We start from the raw sequence: 17,086 nt of genomic DNA, 5'->3' as shown, positions 1-17,086 counted from the left end.
TCGGGGGGTTCGCGTTCGCCGGTTTGCCGCCAGCGCCTGTCTGGCTTCCGGAGGAGACGGTTGCGTGGGCAAGCGTGCCGGATTGCCGGAAGTTTCGGTCGGACTGGGAACGGCTCGGCGTGGTGCGGTTGTGGCGGGATCCTGTGATGGCTCCTTTGCGACGTCAGGCTGAGGCGGCGTGGGAGGAACGGGTCCAGCGACCGGCCCGGGAGCGATGGGCGGTGTCGTGGGGCGAGGTGGCGGGGTGGTTGCAGGGGCAGTGGACGTGGGCGGTGGTGGAGCAGTCCGGCCTGGATGGGAAGGGTCGGACCTTGGCGGCGCTCATGGTGATGGAGTTGGGCGACCGGGTGGAGCAGGTACGGACGCAGATGACGCGGTTGCAGGAGCGTTGGGTGACGGCGGGGCGGTCGGTCCGGTCGGAACAGGTCCGTGGGGTTCCGGTCCTGGTGTTGAGCGTACCCGGCGGGGGATGGTTCGAGACGATTGTGCAAGCGCTGCGGGCGCGTGGGGAGCCTGGTCCGGATGCGGGTTCGGCGGACGTTTCGGTGTTGGGTGGGGATGGGGCAGGTCAGGATTCCTTCCGGCTGGTGCTGTGCGTGCACCGGGGGGCGATGTGGTTGAGCGATTCGCCGGAGTTGCTGGAGCGGGTATTTGCCGGGTTGGATGGCGGGCCGGGGTTGGCTCTGGGGGAGAGTCAGCGGGTGGATCCGGGCGAGTGGGCGGGGTTGTCGGATTCGATGGTGTTTGCGTGGGCCGCGCCGGTGCGTTGGTTGGGGGCGGCCGGCCGGGCGAGTGCACCGGAGGGCGATGGGAGGGAGGATGTTTCGGCGCAGCTTTGGAGGCTGGCGTGGGCGGTCGGGCTTTCGGAGGTGCGATCGGTGACGTTCCGTTGGGATCTGGTGGAAGAGGGTTCGCGATGGGAGTGCGTAGTGAGGGTGCCGGAGGAGGGGCGCCGTCGGTTGATGGCGTTGCTGGACTTTGATGACTTGGATGCGATGCCGCCGGAGTGGGTCCCGGGGGGTGTAACGCGGTTTTATCGGTTCCGGTTTTCCGGTCGGCGGGCGTGGTCGGAGTTAGAACAGGCGCTGGCGGGCATGGGACCGGTTTGGCAACGGGTTTGGAGGTTTTTGGTGGAGACGGCGCAGCAGGCCGGGCGGCAGCGCCGGGACGATTTCGATCTGTACCGGGACGTGGTGAACCGGTTGGGGAACGACTGGTTGTACTGGCAGGGTGTGCCGCGGGGGTCTGGTTGGGAGGCGTGGGAGGGGGCGGCCGGCATTTGGTTGGTGGGGTCGGGGGAAGCGGCGCAGTTGGCACGGTCGGTTGCGGAGATGCTGGCCGGGGCGGCCCTGAGGCCGGACGCATGGGAGGAACGGGATTTCCTGGGGCGGACGGTGTACTCGGTGCCGATTCCTTTGGCGGGACCGCCGGGGGAGCCCGGTGGAGAGGTGGGGCGGCTGCACATGGCGGCTTCGGAGCGGCACGTGGGGTTTGCGTTGGATCCGGCGGTCTTGGAGAACTGGCTGCGGTCGTTGCAGGGGTTGGGGGCCGACTCATTGGGCAGTCGTCCCGGTTGGCGGGCGCAGGTGGCGGGGATGGGTGGTGGCAGGGGCTGGGTGGGGTATGAAGATTACGCGGCGATGTTGCGGGGCTTGTTGGCGGCTGTGAAGAGTGATCCGGAGCATCTTGGCCAGGCGCGGTTGCCGGGGCCTCTGGGTTTCCGGCTTCAGTTGCAGATGGCGCCGGAGCAGTGGCGGCCGTGGTTGGAGCCGGCGTTGTTGCCTTCCTGGGAGGCGTGGGCGCCGTACGTGGGGGGTGGTTGGTACGCTTTTGAGAGGGACACCGAGGCGCTTCGGTTTCGGTTTGTGGTGACGGGTGGGAAGGGCGGCGGGGGAAGGAGCGGGACCCTGTCGGGGCCTCAATCAGCCGAGGGGGGCCGCTGAATGCCGAGGCGGTTCATGAGTTCGTAGAGGGTGGGCCGGCTGACCCCGAGTTCTTCGGCTGCGGGTGCGATGCGCCACTGATGGCGGCGGAGGGCGCTGAGGATGGCGGAGCGCTCGGCGGCGTCGCGGATTTCCCGCAGGGTGCGCGGCATGGCGCCCTCGCCGGGGTCCACCAGTTCGAGGTCCGTGGGACTGATGGTTTTGCCCTCGGCCATGATGACGGCGCGCCGGATGCGGTTCTCGAGTTCCCGGACGTTGCCGGGCCAGTCGTGGCGTTGCAGGGCGCGGAGTGCGGCGGCGCTGAAGTGGGGCATGGGCGAGCGGCGCGCTTCGGTGGCGAATCGGCGGAGGAAGGTGCGTGCCAGGAGGACGACGTCGTCCCCGCGATCGCGCAGGGGCGGCAGTTGGATGACCACGACGGCGACGCGGTAATAGAGGTCCTCGCGGAAGCGACCGGTCTGGAGGGCCTGTTTGAGGTCGGTGTTGGTGGCGGCGATGATGCGGGTGTTGACGGGGATGAGCTCGCGGCCGCCGACGCGCTCGATGGTTTGTTCCTGCAGAAAGCGCAGGAGCTTCACTTGGAGGGGGAGCGGCAGCTCGCCGAGTTCGTCCAGGAACAGCGTGCCTCCCTCGGCCATTTCGAACCGCCCCTTGCGCTGGGTGACGGCGCCGGTGAAGGCGCCGCGTTCGTGGCCGAACAGCTCGCTTTCCAGGAGGTTTTCGGGTATGGCGCCGCAGTTGATGGCGACGAAGGGGCCGTCCCGGCGCGGGCTGCGCCGGTGGATGGCCCGGGCGACCATTTCCTTGCCGGTGCCGCTTTCGCCGAGGATGAGGACGGGCGCGTCCGACGGGGCCACGCGCCGGATGGTTTGGAAGACGGCCTGCATGGCGGGGCAGTCACCGACCATGCCTTCGAAACCGTCGCCGCCCCACAGTTCCTGGAGCTGGCGCAATTCGCGCTCCAGCTCGGCGAGGTAGAAGGCGCGGCGGAGGATGACGCGGAGTTCGTCCGGGTCCACCGGTTTGGTGAGGAAATCGTAGGCGCCTTCGGCCACGGCGCGGAGTGCGTTGGCCTTTTCGCCCTGACCGGAGACGATGATGACCTTGACGTGGCGGTCCTGTTCCAGGAGGGCGGTGAGTGTGGCGAGGCCTTCGTCGGGATCGGCGGGGCGGGGCGGCAGGCCCAGGTCCAGGATGACCACCGGGAAATGGTGTTGATGCCAGAGTTCGAGTGCCAGCAGACGGTCCCCGGCGGAGAAGACGTTGTAATGATCCGCCAGCGCCCAGCGGAGCTGGGAACGGATCTCCTCGTCATCGTCCACGATGAGCAGATTCGGCTTCATGCGCTACAGGATCGGCCACGGTCATCGGCAGCCAGACGGTGAATACAGTGCCCTGACCGGGTTGACTTTGCACTTCCAAACGTCCGCCGTGCAACTCCACGAGGGTGCGGACCTGAAACATACCGATGCCGAGCCCGTTTTTTTTGGTGGTCTGGAAGGGGCGAAAGAGTTTTTGGGCGATGAATTCCGGGGTCATGCCGCAGCCGGTGTCGGCCACGCGCAGGCAGAGCCAGCCTCCGTGGACGGAGACGTCCAGGGTGATGCGCCCCGGTGGCGTGATGGCGTCGCGGGCGTTCAGGAGGAGGTTGGTGAGCACGCTCCGGACGGCTGCGGGGTCCAGCAGCAGCGGTGGCAGTTCGGGGCAGTGCGTCTCGATTTCGATGCCTTCGGGCTTGCCCAGCGTCTCGAGGGCGGCGTGCAACACCTGGTCGAGCCGCACGGGTTTTTTCTGGATCTGAGGTTTGTGCCGGAGGGTGGTGAGGCGTTCGATCAGTTCGTTGATGTGGCGGGCGCAGCGGCCGAGGCCGCGGATGGCGTCTTCACGGAACTCGGGTTTGTCGAAGTGCAGCGGCAGGTTGCGGAGCATCAGGCCGAGGGTGGAGGCGGTGTTTTTGAGGTCGTGCACGAGGAAGGCCGACATGGTTTGGAAGGCCTCCCATTCTCGTGCCTGGACCAGCTGTTCGGACAGCAGCAGGGTGCGGAGTGCGCTGGCCAGTTGTTCGGCCAGGCAGGTGAGCAGTTCGAGGTCCTCCGGCAGATAGGCCATGCCGGCCACGCGGTCGCCCACGACGAGGAAGCCGACCAGTTCCTGGCCGGCCACGAGCGGGATGCCCCATCGCGAACCGCCCTCCTGGAAGAAGGCCGGGTTGACCTGTCGCAACAGTTCGCACCAGCCGGCGCGGGAACGTTCCAGCTCCACCGGCTGGGGTTTTTCGGTGGCCAGGCGGGAGAGTTCCGGCAGCAGATGATTGACGTCCACGGCGCGGGTTTCGCCGGCGGGCAGGGAGGTGGATGCAGCCAGGACGAGCCGGCTGCGGCTCAGTTCCAGGAGCCAGATGCTGACGGACAGCGCCTCGAAGGTTTCGGAGATCAGGCGGGCGACCTCGCGGCAGAGTTCGTGACGGTCCAGACGCGCTGATGTGCGTTCCGTGAAGCGGGACCAGACCAGCCGGTAATCGTGGAAGGGCCGGCGAAAGTGGCGGCTGACGAAGAGCCGCAGCCGTTGCCGGACGCGGTCGGACATCCACAGGACACTCAGGCCCACCGCACCCACGAGGAGGACGAAGGCCACCAGTGGGAATGCCGATTCCCCTCCGACACGGGTGACCCAGGTGGCCAGGAGACCCACCACTACGAGGTACAAGCCGGATAACAGAATGGTCAGGGACCGGTGGATGGCGATTGCGGAGGGATAGAGGTCCAGGACGATCAGGCGCGAACGGTACAGCGCCAGTCCGATCAGTCCGCAGGCCAGCAGGAGGGCGGCGGCATTGATGAGCGCCAGTTGGAAGTTGGGCCCGGCGTAGAGCAGCGCCTGGCTGGCGGTGTAGATCCGGGTGCCGAACAGCAGGGCCAGCCCCACCACGGCATATTTGATGCGCCAGCGGCCGGTGCCCACGGCGGCCCGGTAGGTGGATTCCAGTTGGGTGAGGACCAGAACGGCTCCGACCACGACGCCCGTGTACAACACGCGGACCACCGGGTGCCCGCGAAAGTACCAATTGCCCGGTGGGGGCAGCGGACCTGTATCCACGATCAGCACCGGATAGAAGGCCAGGACCAGTGCCGGGAGCCCGAGCCCCAGGCCCAGCAGGATCCACCGCCATCGGTACAGGAACCGGCCCGGATCGCCCCGCGCAAAGGTCAGGCTGAATGCCAGCCACACGGCCGGGTTGAGCGCATTCAAGAGAAACGCGGCCCGTTGCCACGCCAGCATGGCCTCGCGCGTGTCGGTTCGGAAGCTGGCCCACTCACAGAGGGTTTCCAGCGCCAGGAGCACGAGTCCGCCGGCCAGCCAGCCCTGGGCGGGGTGTCGGGGCCGCACCCACCACGCCCCGACCGCCAGGGCCAGCGCTGCGGCTGCAGCCGCAATGTGAATGGGAGCAAACCAGCTCATCCGGACTTGCAGCTCCGCTCGGACGTTTCGGGCGACCGCAGCCAGACTGCCCCAACCCGGGGAGTCTGGCAACCCCGCCCTCGAGGTGGGGCTACGGCCCCAGAGACCTCTTGCAGGGAAGGGATGACGGGTCGGGGCAAGGAGGGAGAGCAACAACCTGCTGGTAGAGATCCCACTTGCGACCACCCGGTTTCGGGGCCAGATTGGGCCCTGCAAACCAGAGAAACCTCGACCTCCAAATTCGACCTGCCGATGAAACGTCGTGATTTTCTGAGGACCTTGGGCGGTGCGGCCGGATGGCTTGCCCTGGCCGGACCACACCGCGCTTTGCAGGCTGCCGAGACCGTTGACGGACTGCCCCGCCGGCCTCTGGGCCGTGCCGGGGTGAACCTCTCGGTGGTGGGTTTTCCCGGACTGGCCCTGGTTCACCATGACCAGGAACGATGCACCGCCGGCGTGCGCAACGCTTGGGAACGGGGCGTGAACTACTTCGACGTGGCGCCCGCCTACGGAAACGGCGAGTGCGAGCGCAAATTGGGGATCGCACTCCAAGGGATCCCGCGCAACGGATACTTTCTGGCGTGCAAAACCAAGAAACGGGATGCAGCCGGCGCACGCGAGGAACTGGAGAATTCGCTGCGCGCTTTGAAGACGGACCATTTCGACCTGTACCAGCTCCATCACCTGGTGCGGACGGAGGAGGTGAAACAGGCCCTGGGGCCCGGTGGTGCCATGGAAACGATCCTGAAGGCACGGGAGGAGGGGAAGGTTCGGTGGATCGGCTTTTCGGCGCACACGACCCGTGCGGCGGTGGAGGCGCTGCGTGGTTTTGCTTTCGACACGGTGATGTTCCCGATCAATTTCGTGGAGTTCTACACGCGCGGGTTCGGGCGCGAGGTGCTGGCGCTGGCTGCCGAGCGCGGAGCGGCGGTGCTGGCCATCAAGGCGCTTTCTCACGGGGCCTGGCCGGCCGGGATGGAACGCTCGCGCCGGTGGTGGTATCGGTCCGTGGAAACGCCGGAAGACATCGAGCTGGCCCTGCGGTTTGCCTTGTCGCAACCCGGTGTGGTGGCCGCGTTTCCGCCCGCATTTCTCGATCTTCTGGACCGTTCCATCGAGGCTGCACGACGGTTCCGACCGTTGGACGAGCCGGGCGAAAAACGGCTCAAGGAGATGGCTGCCGGATGCGGGAGCATCTTTCTACGGGAGGAACAGCAGGCGGCACAGCAGGCCGCGCTGCGGCCGGCTGAGCCGCACTGGCCGGGCTGTCCGTACGGCGTGGCCTGAGGGCGGGCTCGCGGGCCGGTGGGCCGTCGGTTCACATGCCCTTGTGTGCGGGTACGAGGCGGACGGGATCGCCGGGTGCGAGGCCGAAACGGCGGGCGGCGGAGTCGCCATGCAGGGCCAGTTCCCAGAAGCCACTGGACCCCGGCACGGCGATGGGTTTGCCGCGCGGGACTTCGGCGTAGAACCGCCCGGCAGGAAACCGGACCGTCGTTTTTCCGCGGACGAGGAACAGGAACGGTCTGTTCCAGCCCGGCAAGGAGTGGGGCAGGTTGGTGAGGGCGTTGCCGAAGCGGTCCACATAGAGGATTTCGCCGCGCCAGGTATTGTCGTGCTGGATGGGTTCCGGCCATGGAATCTGCTGCCATTCGCGCACGACGGGGCCGAGTTTTTCGGCGTGGCCCCCTCCGGCCAGGTATGCGGCCACGGGTGCGAAGACATCGCGGCCGTGGAAGGTCTGGCTGACGGGGTGCAGGAAGAGGGCTTTGTTCTCGATCCGGCGGATGGTCCAGAGCTTTTGCCCGCGCAGGGCCCAACTCAGCACGCCGTTGTCCGGGCCCACGTACCACGCGCGCGCGGTGCGCACCGCCAGTGCGGGGCGGGGGCTGCCCACCCCGGGGTCCACCACCACCACGTGGACGGTTCCGGGCGGAAACCAGCGGTGGGCATTGAAGAGGACGAAGGCGGCCGACCGGATGTCGCCGGGTTCGATTTCGTGGGTCAGGTCCACCACCTGACAGTGCGGGGCTCGCGACCAGAGGATCCCTTTCATCACGCCGACGAACCCGTCCCGTGAGCCGAAATCGGTGAGCAACGTGACGATGCGCATGGCCGTAGCGTACGGGTGGGGACGCCAGCGTTCCAATCTCAAGGCGGGGGGCGCGAGGGCGTGTGCAGGCGGCGGAACGGGCCGGCAAAAGCGGCCGTCCGGGGAGAGCAGACGCCGGTGTGAACCGGGCACACCGTCTTCAGCGCAGCGGTTGGACACTTTCCGCGCGGGCGATGCGCCAGCGCCCGTCGTCTTTTTGAAAGAGGAGTTTGAACTCCTGAACGCCCAGGTCCGGTTCGCCCCCCACCTGCGCCTGCACGGTGACATAGACCACTGCCGATGTGCGGTCCGGCCCGACGAGCACCCTGATGTCGGGAAACTCCACCCGTGCGCCGTTGACGCGTTGTCGCCAGGCCAGAAGGCCCTGGCGGACTTCTTCGCGGCCGTGCACGGTTCGGCGTCCCAGGCCGGGCGCGTCGAGGTGGATCTCGACGTCCGGGGTGAGACGAAGGCAGATCTGGTTCACTTCGCTCCATGCGTTGAGCGGGGGTTCGTTGGGCGGGTAGGTGAAGGCATCCGCGAGGGCGGACAACTCCCTGCGGATGGCCTTTTCGGGTGAGGGCCACGCCCACCAGACCATCGCACCGGCCAAGGCCACCAGAACACCCCACACGGGCCACGAGATCCTCATTGGATCAACCTTCCCACGATGCGCCACCGCTCCGCGATGCCGTGAACGTGGTCCTCGCGCGGCATGGCGCGGTTGTCGCCCACCACGTAGTACTCGTCCGGGCCGAGGAGTCGCTCGGGCTCCTCCCAGTCACAGGGAGACCGGACATACGGCTCGTCCAACGGCCGGCCGTTGACATGGAGTCGGCCGCCATGGAACGAGACCGTCTCTCCCGGCAGTCCGACCACACGTTTCAGCAGCATGACATGTTCGCCGGCGGTGAACCGCACGGCCACGATGTCGCCGCGGCGGGGTTCGGAAAAGACGTACGCCAGGCGATAGACCCAAGCCCACTGGCCATCCCGGCAGGTGGGCCACATGCTGATCCCCTGCACCCGCACCGGCGTGACGACGTACCGCAACGTCAGGAAGGCCAGTGCGGCCAGCAACACCGCCCGGAACAGTGTCCGGCGCGGGTTCCTGCCCAGCAACAGCCGGTGCCACAGCGGCGGGGCCTGCCGCGGTGCGGGCGCGGCCCATGGACCTTGTTCGACCTGCACGGCGCCCTGCAGTGTCCCGCCTGTCCGGCGTTCTGACAAGTGTGGGTGGTTCGTTCGGAGAGGTGCAGGTTCGTTTGCGGGTGGGGATCCGAGTGCGGAACGACCTGCAGGACCGGGCTTGGCTGATCCGGGGCGCGGTGCGGGCCTGCCGAGAAGGGCGGAAGGCCGATTGCGCCAGTGTGAGGGTTGCCGGGGATCCCGGCCGCCGGGTTGGGTTCAACGACCGAGGGCGGCCTGGGGATCGCGGTATTTGTAGAAGGAGGCCACCACGCTGAAGAGGATGGCGACCAGGAAGGTGAGGCCTGCGTAGAACAGGAACATTTGCGGGGTGACGGCCACTTCATGATTGGCGCCGCCCTGGCCCAGGACCTTGCCGGCGAGGGCGGTGACGACAGTGACGAAGAGATTCCCGACGGCGACGGTAAGGGTCCAGAAGCCCATGATGATGCTCTTCATGGAGGGCGCGGCTTCGCGGAAGGCGAACTCGAGCCCCGTGGTGGAGAACAGCACCTCGGCGATGGTCAGGACGGTGTAGGGCAGCAGTTGCCAGAGGATGCTGAGTTCCTCGCCGCTGTCGATTCGCTTTTGGAGCCAGGCCACGATGACGAACGACCCGGCGGCCAGGAACATGCCCATGGACATGCGCCGCAGGGGTGTGGCCAGCCGCCCCAGCAACGGGTACACACCGAGGGTCATGATCGGGACCAGAATCATGACCAGGATCGGATTTGCGGAGAGCATTTCTTCGGGGCCGATTCGGTAGGCCTTGACGAGGGACTCCGGGAACGACTCTTCCAAGAGCAGGCGGTTGAGGTGCGGGATGTCCCCGGGTTCGTTCGCGTGCCGGAGTGCCAGGCGCAGTTCCGCACTGAACCGGTTGGAATCGAAGATCCCCGGATCGTATAGCGCCGGACCGGCCACCAGGAGGTTGAGGGCCTGGCTGAGGAGGGTCTTGATCTCCGGGGAAGAGGGGTTGGCCCGGGCGAGCTCGTCCCGGGTTTCATGCGGGAGCTTCTGCCAGAGCCATTGTCCCACCCGGTTGGTTGGGTTGCGGAGGTCCGAGAGGAGCCGGATCGGATCGGATACGCCTGCCGGATGAAAACCCGGCTTGGACAAGTGGACCGGCCGCATCTGTTCGCCTTGAAGGACCCAGGTGGAGAAGGTTTGATCGAACAACGCCCAGAAGATCGGCGCCAGTGCGAAGATCATGAGGATGGGCCCGACCGAGGCGGCGGCGTCCACCTCCTCCGGCTTGAACCGTTTCAGGGCCGGTGCCCAGAAGCCTTCCCCGGGACGCCGTTCGCGCCGGTGCATGAAGGCATGGAAAAAGACGCGGAAGAACCCGGCGGACTTCGTTTCACGGGCCGGGGGAACCATGACGTAGTATTTGGTGCCGAGCCAGAACACGAAGGTGGCCACGGCCATGGCGATGCCCGGGATGCCGAACGCCCAGCTGTAGCCCCATTCTTTGCGGACGTAGGGAATGGTAAGAAACGCCGCTGTCGAACCGAGATTGATGGACCAGTAGAAGGCGGCGTAGGCGCGGGGCAGGAGGTGGCGTTGTTCGGGTTTGAACTGGTCCCCCATGAAGGCCGACACGCACGGTTTGATTCCGCCGGAACCGAAGGCAATCAGCGCCAGCCCTGCATACAGGCAGAGTGTTTTGGCGTCCACGCTCTCGAACGCGTCGCTGAGGGCCAGGATGCCGTGGCCGAGGCAGTAAAAGAGCGAGATGTACAGGATGGTTTTGTACCGGCCCCACCAGCGGTCCGAGACGTAGGCGCCGAGCACGGGCATGAAGTAGTTGACGAAACTGAAGATGTGGATGATCTGGGTGGCCTCGTCCCTGGACATCAACAGCACGTTGGTGATGTACAGGGCGAGGATGCCCTTCATGCCGTAGTAGCTGTAGCGTTCCGCGGCCTCGTTGCCCAGGATGTACCGGGCCTGTCGCGGAAAACGGTTCGCCTCGGGGTTGAGGTTGGTGTGCGGTTCCGCCACGGCCCCACGGTTTAATGGAAGCGGCCCGGTCGCGCCAAGTGGATTCGACCGGGCGTGAAAGGGCCCGTCGCACTGCGCGGGGGCCGGGCATGGGAGTTGGCAATTGTCGGTGGGCGTTTGCAGCCGTCGGCCACCAGGTCGGGGATGCCATGAGGCCGGGCCCCACGAAGGCGTCCGATTATCCGACAGCGTCGGGTCAACGCGTCAGGCACCGGGGCGGCTACTGCGAGAAGCAGAAGAGAGGGGCATTCACCAGGGAGGTGGCGGATGAAGGACGACGCCCTGGGAGCCGTTTGTGGGGGCGTCATCCTGGGGCGCACGCGTGGGGTTTGGGCTGTGCAGTCTTGGGGTGTCTTTCCGACAGCGCTTGAGATCGGAGATTGTTCGATGTTTTCGACGTCCCCGGCGGAGGGTTCGTGAAGGTGCCAGAGGCGGCATTTCGAGCCTGCCCGGACCGGCCAACAGGGCCTTTGACGGAACCGGGCGGTCGGGGCGGTGGGCCGATTCCTGCGCAGTCTGCGCGGGCATGGAAGGTGCTTGGGCAGGGTGCGGACGTATGGGGTGCGGGAGTTTGCCTCGACCTTGGACAGGCCGATGCCCGGTTTTTGGATGGATGGGTGTCGGTCTGGCATCGGTGTGGTGGCTCTGCATGGGGGTGGTCCGTGGAGAAGCCGCCGTCCTGCGTGTGCCGGCGGATTATGCCACGGTTCGGTCGGCGATGAACGCGGCGCAGCCGGGGGACGTGGTGTTGTTGTCGGCGGGGGTGTATGACGAATCGGTGGCGACGGTGCGGGGTGGGGAGCCGGATCGGCGGATTGTGCTGGACGGGCAGGGTGTGGCCACGCTGCGGCAGTTCATCTTCCGGCATCCTTGGGTGACGGTGCAGAACCTGCGGTTTACCGGCGTGACACAGGCTTACTCGCGTTTGGTGTACTTTGGGCACGGGGGGCATTACGGGGTGTTGTCGAACTGTGTGCTGGACGTGGCGGGTGCGCCGAAGGTGTACGGGATCGAATGGCAGGCGCCGCGAGTCAAGCCGTTTGGAACGGGTGAGGTGGCGAGTGCCTGCGTGGTCATCAGCAACGAGATCCGCAACGTCATCGGCATTACCATGGCCTCGGTCATGGGAAATTCCAATCAGGTGGTGGGCAATTTTCTGCGGGATGGGGGTGCAGTGGACTTTTTCCGTCTGTTTGGGCGGGACAATTACATTGGATACAACGTGTGTTCGAACAACTACGTGGTGGAGGGGGTGGGGAATCATCCGGATTTCATTCAGACGTTTGGGAACAACGGGGACGGGAGTCTGGGTCAGGTGATCGAGGGCAACCGGGTGGTGGGGGTGTGGGGCGGGCAGCTGACGCAGTTGGAGGGGAATCTGGTGCCGGAGATTCGGGACTGGACGTTTCGGAACAATGTTTTTGTGGACATTGCGTTGCAGGCCAGTTGCACGATTCCGGAGGTGAAGTATTTCAACAACGTGTTTTACCGGTGCAACAAGACCAACGGGGGGCACGCGTTGTATTTTGGGTCGCGGTATTACAGCAGCACGTATGGTGGACGGTCGGGGACGAACCATGCGCACGGGTGTCAGGTCATCAACAACATCTTCCTCGATTGTGGAGACTCCAGGAACACGGTGGGGTGGTACGGGTTTGGGCAGGAGCTGACGAACGTGGTGGCGGACCACAACTACGTGGGCAAGGCGGGTTACGGGCCGGTGGAGGAGGATCCGCTGCGGCGGCCGGTGGGGAATCCGGGTGGTTGGGCGACGTGGGGCAAGTGGTGGGAGCCGCACGGGATCAACGGCGGGGATCCGGGTTTTGTGGATGTGGAGAAGTTGGATTTTCGGTTGCGGGAGGGTAGCCCGCTCATCGGGCGGGGGTTGAATCTGGGGACGCTGTTTGGGACGGACATCCTGGGAACCTCCAGGACGGGCGCATGGGACATCGGGGCTTACGCTTACCGGGTCGGGCGCGGGGGCCGGCTGGTGGTCCCGCCGCGGGTGCGGTACGTGGGGCCGGTGTCGGGTGCCGGCCTGTGAACGGGAGCGTGGATGTCGGGTGCGTGACGGGTGAGCACCGCTGGGTGGCGGTTGAAGGTTTCTCAGCCTGATTGCGAATGGGCGGTCGTTTGGCGTGGCGATGCGGGACGGCCGCGGTTGCGGCAGGGAAAGAGCGGCTGGAGGAGCCGGTCAGGCCGGGGCTCAGCCCGGTGCGCTGCCGGTGGGCTGTGGATCGGTCACCGGACCGATCCAGACCTGGGTGGAGCCGCCCGGGCCGGAGAGGGTGAGGGCCCCGGAGCGCAGGTGGAGATCGCGTTGGGGGAAGGGGATTTCGATGCCTTCCTCGCGAAGGGCGCGGGCGAGGGCGAAGTTCAGGTCGCTGCGAAACCGGCGCGGCGCCGTGACCATCTCCGCGCTCCAGACGGCCAGCTCGAAGTTTGGCGCGCTGTCGCCGAAACTGTCGAAGAAGACCTGGGGCGCGGGATCGCGCAGTACGGCCGGGTGCCCGGCGGCCACCCGCAGAAGAACGCGCCTGACATGATCCGGATCGCTGCCGTAGGCCACGCCGACCGGGATGCGGATGCGCACCTCGGGATCACCGTGGCTCCAGTTGATGACCTTGCCGCTGATGAAGGCCGAGTTGGGCACGATGATGGAGATGTTGTCGTTGCTGACCGCGGTGGTGCTGCGCAGGTTGATTTCGCTGACGCGTCCGGCCACGCCCTCCACTTCCATGCGGTCACCGATGGCGATGGGGCGCTCGGCGAGGCTGATCAGACCGCTCACGAAGTTGTGGATGATGTTTTGGAGGCCGAAGCCGATCCCCACGCTGACGGCCCCGGCCACCAAGGCGAGGGAGCTGAGGTCAATCCCGACCATTTTCAGGGAGATGTACAGGCCCAGGGCGACGATGTCGTAGCCGGTGAATCGTGCCACGGCGTACTGGAGCGACGGGGAGATGCGTGCGGGAGAGGATCCGCCGGATCAATTGCCGGCGCAGGAGGGCCTCGGCGGCAAAGACCAGCAGGATGAGGAGGATCAGAAACAGGACACGGCCCACGGTCAGCGATTGCTCACCGGTTTGGATCAGGGGAAACGGACAACCTTCTCGAGATGGATCCAGAATTGTTAGATGTAGGTGCGCATGGCGGCCATGGTAGCGGGTCGGTGGACGCGCTGCCATCCGGAGAAGTGTCATGTATGGGTGAGGTGGGTTCGGGCACCTTTCGGTCTGGAATCGCCCGGCGGAGGCGCCGGGCTTGACGCTGTCGGTGGGGGCGGGATGAATGGGGATGTGAAAAGCTTGCTGATGCGGACGGGGATCGTGGGATGGGTCGGTTGGCTGTGCGCCGGGTTGGTGACGGGCCTGTTCGGCGCGGGAGGAGCGCGTGCCGGCGAGGCGCTGCTTTTTACTTCGTTTCGGGGGAACGGCGAGGACGGTCTGCACCTTCTGTGGAGCACCAACGGTTATCATTGGGCGGCGTTGCGGGGCGACCGTTCGTTTCTGCGCCCGGAGGTGGGCGGATACCGATTGATGCGGGATCCGTGCATTGCGCAGGGGCCGGACGGGACGTTTCACATGGTCTGGACGACGGCATGGACGACGGATCGCGGGGCGGAAATCGGGTATGCTTGTTCGCGGGATTTGGTTCACTGGTCGCCGCAGCGGGCGTTGCCTCTGATGGCGCACGAGCCGGCGACGCGGAATTTGTGGGCGCCGGAACTGTTCTACGACCGGCGCCGGGGCCGGTGGCTGGTGTTTTGGTCGAGCACCATCCCCGGGCGTTTTCCGGAGACGGACGGCACGGGGGACGACGGGTACAATCATCGTATTTATTACGCGACAACGCGGGATTTTGTGCGGTTCAGTCCGACGCGGTTGTTTTTCGATCCCGGTTTCAATGTGATTGATGCGACGCTGCTGGAGGTGCCGGGCGGATACGTGTTGGTGTTCAAGGACGAGCGGTTGCGTCCGTTGCAGAAGCGGTTGCGCGTGGCGTTTTCGACCGATCCAGAAGGGCCCTTCGGCCCGGTGTCGGATCCCATTTCAGTTGATTGGGCGGAGGGTCCGTCGGCGATCCGGTTGGGTTCGGAGTATCTGATTTACTACGACCGGTATTCGCGCCGGCGGTATTACGGTGCATTACGGTCGCGTGATTTGCGCCGGTGGGAGGATGTTTCGGGGGAAATGCGGTTTCCTCCGGGGCACAAACACGGGACGGTGTTCCGTGTTCCGGAGCGGTTGTTGCGGGTGCTCTTTTCGCTTGAATAAAGGGCCGGCTGCGCGGTCGCGCGCGTCGCTGTCGGGCGGGCAGGTTTGCAGCGTGGCCGGTGCCGGACGGTTGCCGGCGCGGAGTCTGCGTGTGAAGGCAGGGCCAGGGGCCCGGCACGTCCGGCTCAGGCTGTGGCCGGGGCGGGGCTGCCGAGTCCGGGCAGGGTGGGGCTGGCCGGTTTGGGCGGGATTTCGGGCACCGGTGTGCCGGCGGGGGCCCCCATGGGTGGCTCGCCCTTGGGGGTGGGTGGCCGGACGGTGAGGCGGCCGGTCCGGACGATTTCCTCCACCTGACTGGCGTCCAGGGTCTCGTATTCGAGCAAGGCGTTGGCGAGGGCTTCGAGTTTGTCGCGGTTGGCTTCCAGGAGCTGCTTGGCCACCTGGTATTGTTCGTCGATGATGCGCTTGACTTCCGCGTCGATTTCCTCGGCGGTGCGCTCGCTGTAGGGGCGGTGACTGGCGATTTCGCGGCCGAGGAAGACGTATTCGTCGTCGCGGCCGTAGTGGATCATGCCGATGCGTTCGCTCATGCCCCACTGGGTGACCATGGCCCGGACGATGTTGGTGGCCTGCTGGATGTCTCCGGCGGCGCCGGTGGAGATGTCCCCGGAGACCATTTCCTCGGCGATCCGGCCTGCCATCATGACGGCCACAGTATCGAGCATTTCCTTGCGGCGGCGGTTGAGGACGTCGCCGCGCGGGAGCGACATGGTGGCACCGAGGGCCTGGCCGCGCGGGATGATGGTGACCTTGTGAAGGGGCTGGGCGTTGGGGAGGAGCACGTTGACCAATGCGTGGCCGGCCTCGTGCCAGGCGGTGCAGCGTTTTTCCTCCGGGGTCATGGCCAGGCTGCGACGTTCGCGGCCCCAGCGGACCTTGTCGCGTGCTTCTTCGAGTTCTTGCATGCCGACGGCCTTCTTGCCGGCGCGGGCGGCCAGGAGGGCGGCTTCGTTGAGCAGGTTGGCCAGTTCGGCGCCGGAGAAGCCCGGGGTGCTGCGGGCGATGACGGACAGGTCCACATCCGGCGCGAGTTTGATGTTGCGCGCGTGGACCTTGAGGATGGCCTCCCGGCCGCGGACATCGGGGAGGTTGACGACCACCTGGCGATCGAACCGGCCCGGGCGGAGCAGGGCGGGGTCGAGCACGTCGGGCCGGTTGGTGGCGGCGATGATGATGATGCCCTCGGTGGTGTCGAAACCGTCCATCTCGACGAGGAGCGCGTTGAGGGTTTGCTCGCGTTCGTCGTTGCCGCCGCCGAGGCCGTGGCCGCGGCTGCGGCCCACGGCGTCGATTTCGTCAATGAAGATCAGGCACGGGGTGTGTTTGCGTGCTTGTTCGAACATGTCGCGGACGCGGCTGGCGCCGACGCCGACGAACATTTCGACGAAGTCCGAACCGCTGATGCTGAAGAACGCGGCGTCGGCCTCGCCGGCGATGGCCTTGGCCAGCAGGGTCTTGCCCGTGCCTGGCGGGCCGACCATCAGCACGCCCTTGGGGATGCGACCGCCGAGGCGCTGGAATTTTTTCGGGTCGCGGAGGAATTCGACCAGCTCGGCCACCTCTTCGATGGCCTCGTCGATGCCGGCGACGTCTTTGAAGGTGGTTTTGTTGCGTTCCTTGGTGAGGAGGCGGGCCCGGCTTTTGCCGAAGGAGAGGGCGCCTTTGCCGGCCATTTTGATCTGGCGGATGAAGAAGAACCAGATGAGGGCGGCGATGAGCAGGATGGGCAGGATGCTGAGCAGGACGTTCATCAGCACCATGTTTTGTTCCTGGGGCTCGAAATTGGGCAGGCGCAGCAGCCGGTCTTCCATGGCCTCGGTGAGGCGGGCCCGGGCGCGGAACGGCACCTCCTTGTCGTGGCCGTTCTCCTGGATTCGGCGGCCGGAGGCGTCCGTGGCGTAATAGGTGCCGATGATCTCGGTCAGGAACGGGGATTGGGCACTGTAAATGATGCGCGCCTTGGCGATGAGATTGGATTCGACCAGTTGGAGGAAACGCGCCTGGGAGATCTGGACGGCTTCCTGTTGGGTGCGGTTGCGCAGGGACATCAGGACGATGACCCCGGCGACGATCATCACCCATACGACCCAGGTGCGGGGTTGCATGCGAAACTCCGGCGGCCG

13 protein-coding genes are annotated in these 17,086 nt (G+C 66.1%); 5 read left to right on the top strand and 8 right to left on the bottom strand.

The features are described from left to right. Window positions 1-155 precede the first annotated feature (155 nt). Window positions 156-1,943, top strand: coding sequence for a hypothetical protein (locus ACPDIX_RS02275; RefSeq protein WP_423430141.1), 1,788 nt, complete (start codon window positions 156-158; stop codon window positions 1,941-1,943). Here ACPDIX_RS02275 and prsR read toward each other — a convergent pair. Together prsR and prsK are read right to left on the bottom strand one after the other, a co-directional pair. After that, window positions 1,919-3,286 (bottom strand): PEP-CTERM-box response regulator transcription factor, encoded by a 1,368-nt coding sequence (prsR, locus tag ACPDIX_RS02270; protein ID WP_423430140.1) that lies wholly within the window; start codon window positions 3,284-3,286, stop codon window positions 1,919-1,921. The two genes, ACPDIX_RS02275 and prsR, sit on opposite strands and share 25 nt — an antisense overlap. Further along, window positions 3,255-5,402, bottom strand: a complete 2,148-nt coding sequence (gene prsK, locus ACPDIX_RS02265) for an XrtA/PEP-CTERM system histidine kinase PrsK (RefSeq protein WP_423430139.1) — start codon at window positions 5,400-5,402, stop codon at window positions 3,255-3,257. The genes prsR and prsK overlap by 32 nt, the downstream gene beginning before the upstream one ends. A gap of 252 nt (window positions 5,403-5,654) precedes the next feature. Here prsK and ACPDIX_RS02260 point away from each other — a divergent pair, with 252 nt between their 5' ends. Beyond that, window positions 5,655-6,689: an aldo/keto reductase gene (locus ACPDIX_RS02260; protein WP_423430138.1), complete on the top strand. Its 1,035-nt coding sequence runs from the start codon at window positions 5,655-5,657 to the stop codon at window positions 6,687-6,689. A 31-nt stretch (window positions 6,690-6,720) separates the two neighbouring features. Here the strand turns inward: ACPDIX_RS02260 and ACPDIX_RS02255 are convergent, their stop codons facing one another. From ACPDIX_RS02255 to ACPDIX_RS02240, 4 genes are all read right to left on the bottom strand, one after another. Next, window positions 6,721-7,515 carry an SAM hydrolase/SAM-dependent halogenase family protein gene (locus tag ACPDIX_RS02255; RefSeq protein ID WP_423430137.1) on the bottom strand — a complete coding sequence of 265 codons (795 nt, stop codon included), beginning with the start codon at window positions 7,513-7,515 and terminating at the stop codon, window positions 6,721-6,723. Window positions 7,516-7,654: 139 nt separating this feature from the next. Further along, window positions 7,655-8,146 carry a hypothetical protein gene (locus ACPDIX_RS02250; RefSeq protein WP_423430136.1) on the bottom strand — a complete coding sequence of 164 codons (492 nt, stop codon included), beginning with the start codon at window positions 8,144-8,146 and terminating at the stop codon, window positions 7,655-7,657. Beyond that, on the bottom strand, window positions 8,143-8,685 hold the full coding sequence (gene lepB, locus ACPDIX_RS02245; RefSeq protein WP_423430135.1) for a signal peptidase I: 543 nt from the start codon (window positions 8,683-8,685) through the stop codon (window positions 8,143-8,145). Before lepB ends, ACPDIX_RS02250 begins: the two co-directional genes overlap by 4 nt. 216 nt (window positions 8,686-8,901) lie before the next feature. After that, on the bottom strand, window positions 8,902-10,686 hold the full coding sequence (locus ACPDIX_RS02240; protein WP_423430134.1) for an MFS transporter: 1,785 nt from the start codon (window positions 10,684-10,686) through the stop codon (window positions 8,902-8,904). A gap of 613 nt (window positions 10,687-11,299) precedes the next feature. On the opposite strand from ACPDIX_RS02240, the gene ACPDIX_RS02235 reads away from it, so the two are divergent. Next, a complete protein-coding gene (locus ACPDIX_RS02235; protein ID WP_423430133.1) occupies window positions 11,300-12,730 on the top strand; it encodes a choice-of-anchor Q domain-containing protein in 1,431 nt (476 codons plus the stop codon). Between the two features lie 162 nt (window positions 12,731-12,892). On the opposite strand, the gene ACPDIX_RS02230 is transcribed toward ACPDIX_RS02235, so the two are convergent. Further along, window positions 12,893-13,627, bottom strand: coding sequence for a mechanosensitive ion channel family protein (locus ACPDIX_RS02230; protein WP_423430132.1), 735 nt, complete (start codon window positions 13,625-13,627; stop codon window positions 12,893-12,895). Window positions 13,628-13,649: 22 nt separating this feature from the next. Between ACPDIX_RS02230 and ACPDIX_RS02225 the strand changes: the two genes are divergently transcribed. Continuing rightward, on the top strand, window positions 13,650-13,823 hold the full coding sequence (locus ACPDIX_RS02225) for a hypothetical protein (RefSeq protein ID WP_423430131.1): 174 nt from the start codon (window positions 13,650-13,652) through the stop codon (window positions 13,821-13,823). 162 nt (window positions 13,824-13,985) lie between these two features. Beyond that, entirely contained in the window at window positions 13,986-14,963 is a 978-nt protein-coding gene (locus tag ACPDIX_RS02220; protein WP_423430130.1) for a glycoside hydrolase family 43 protein, read from the top strand. 125 nt (window positions 14,964-15,088) lie between these two features. Here the strand turns inward: ACPDIX_RS02220 and ftsH are convergent, their stop codons facing one another. Beyond that, window positions 15,089-17,068, bottom strand: coding sequence for an ATP-dependent zinc metalloprotease FtsH (ftsH, locus tag ACPDIX_RS02215; protein ID WP_423430179.1), 1,980 nt, complete (start codon window positions 17,066-17,068; stop codon window positions 15,089-15,091). Window positions 17,069-17,086: the final 18 nt, after the last annotated feature.

Origin of the sequence: Limisphaera sp. 4302-co (assembly GCF_049537155.1) — a bacterium.
Taxonomy (GTDB): Bacteria; Verrucomicrobiota; Verrucomicrobiia; order Limisphaerales; family Limisphaeraceae; genus Limisphaera.
Note: the sequence above shows the minus strand (reverse complement) of the source record. Positions and strands in the feature narration are given on the sequence as shown.

Bases quoted from the DNA above. Each gene is read 5' to 3' on its own strand.
- ftsH (WP_423430179.1), bottom strand. From the start codon at position 17,068: ATGCAACCCCGCACCTGGGTCGTATGGGTGATGATCGTCGCCGGGGTC.
- ACPDIX_RS02260 (WP_423430138.1), top strand. From the start codon at position 5,655: ATGAAACGTCGTGATTTTCTGAGGACCTTGGGCGGTGCGGCCGGATGG.
- prsK (WP_423430139.1), bottom strand. From the start codon at position 5,402: ATGAGCTGGTTTGCTCCCATTCACATTGCGGCTGCAGCCGCAGCGCTG.
- ACPDIX_RS02250 (WP_423430136.1), bottom strand. From the start codon at position 8,146: ATGAGGATCTCGTGGCCCGTGTGGGGTGTTCTGGTGGCCTTGGCCGGT.
- ACPDIX_RS02225 (WP_423430131.1), top strand. From the start codon at position 13,650: ATGCGTGCGGGAGAGGATCCGCCGGATCAATTGCCGGCGCAGGAGGGC.
- ACPDIX_RS02235 (WP_423430133.1), top strand. From the start codon at position 11,300: ATGGGTGTCGGTCTGGCATCGGTGTGGTGGCTCTGCATGGGGGTGGTC.
- ACPDIX_RS02255 (WP_423430137.1), bottom strand. From the start codon at position 7,515: ATGCGCATCGTCACGTTGCTCACCGATTTCGGCTCACGGGACGGGTTC.
- prsR (WP_423430140.1), bottom strand. From the start codon at position 3,286: ATGAAGCCGAATCTGCTCATCGTGGACGATGACGAGGAGATCCGTTCC.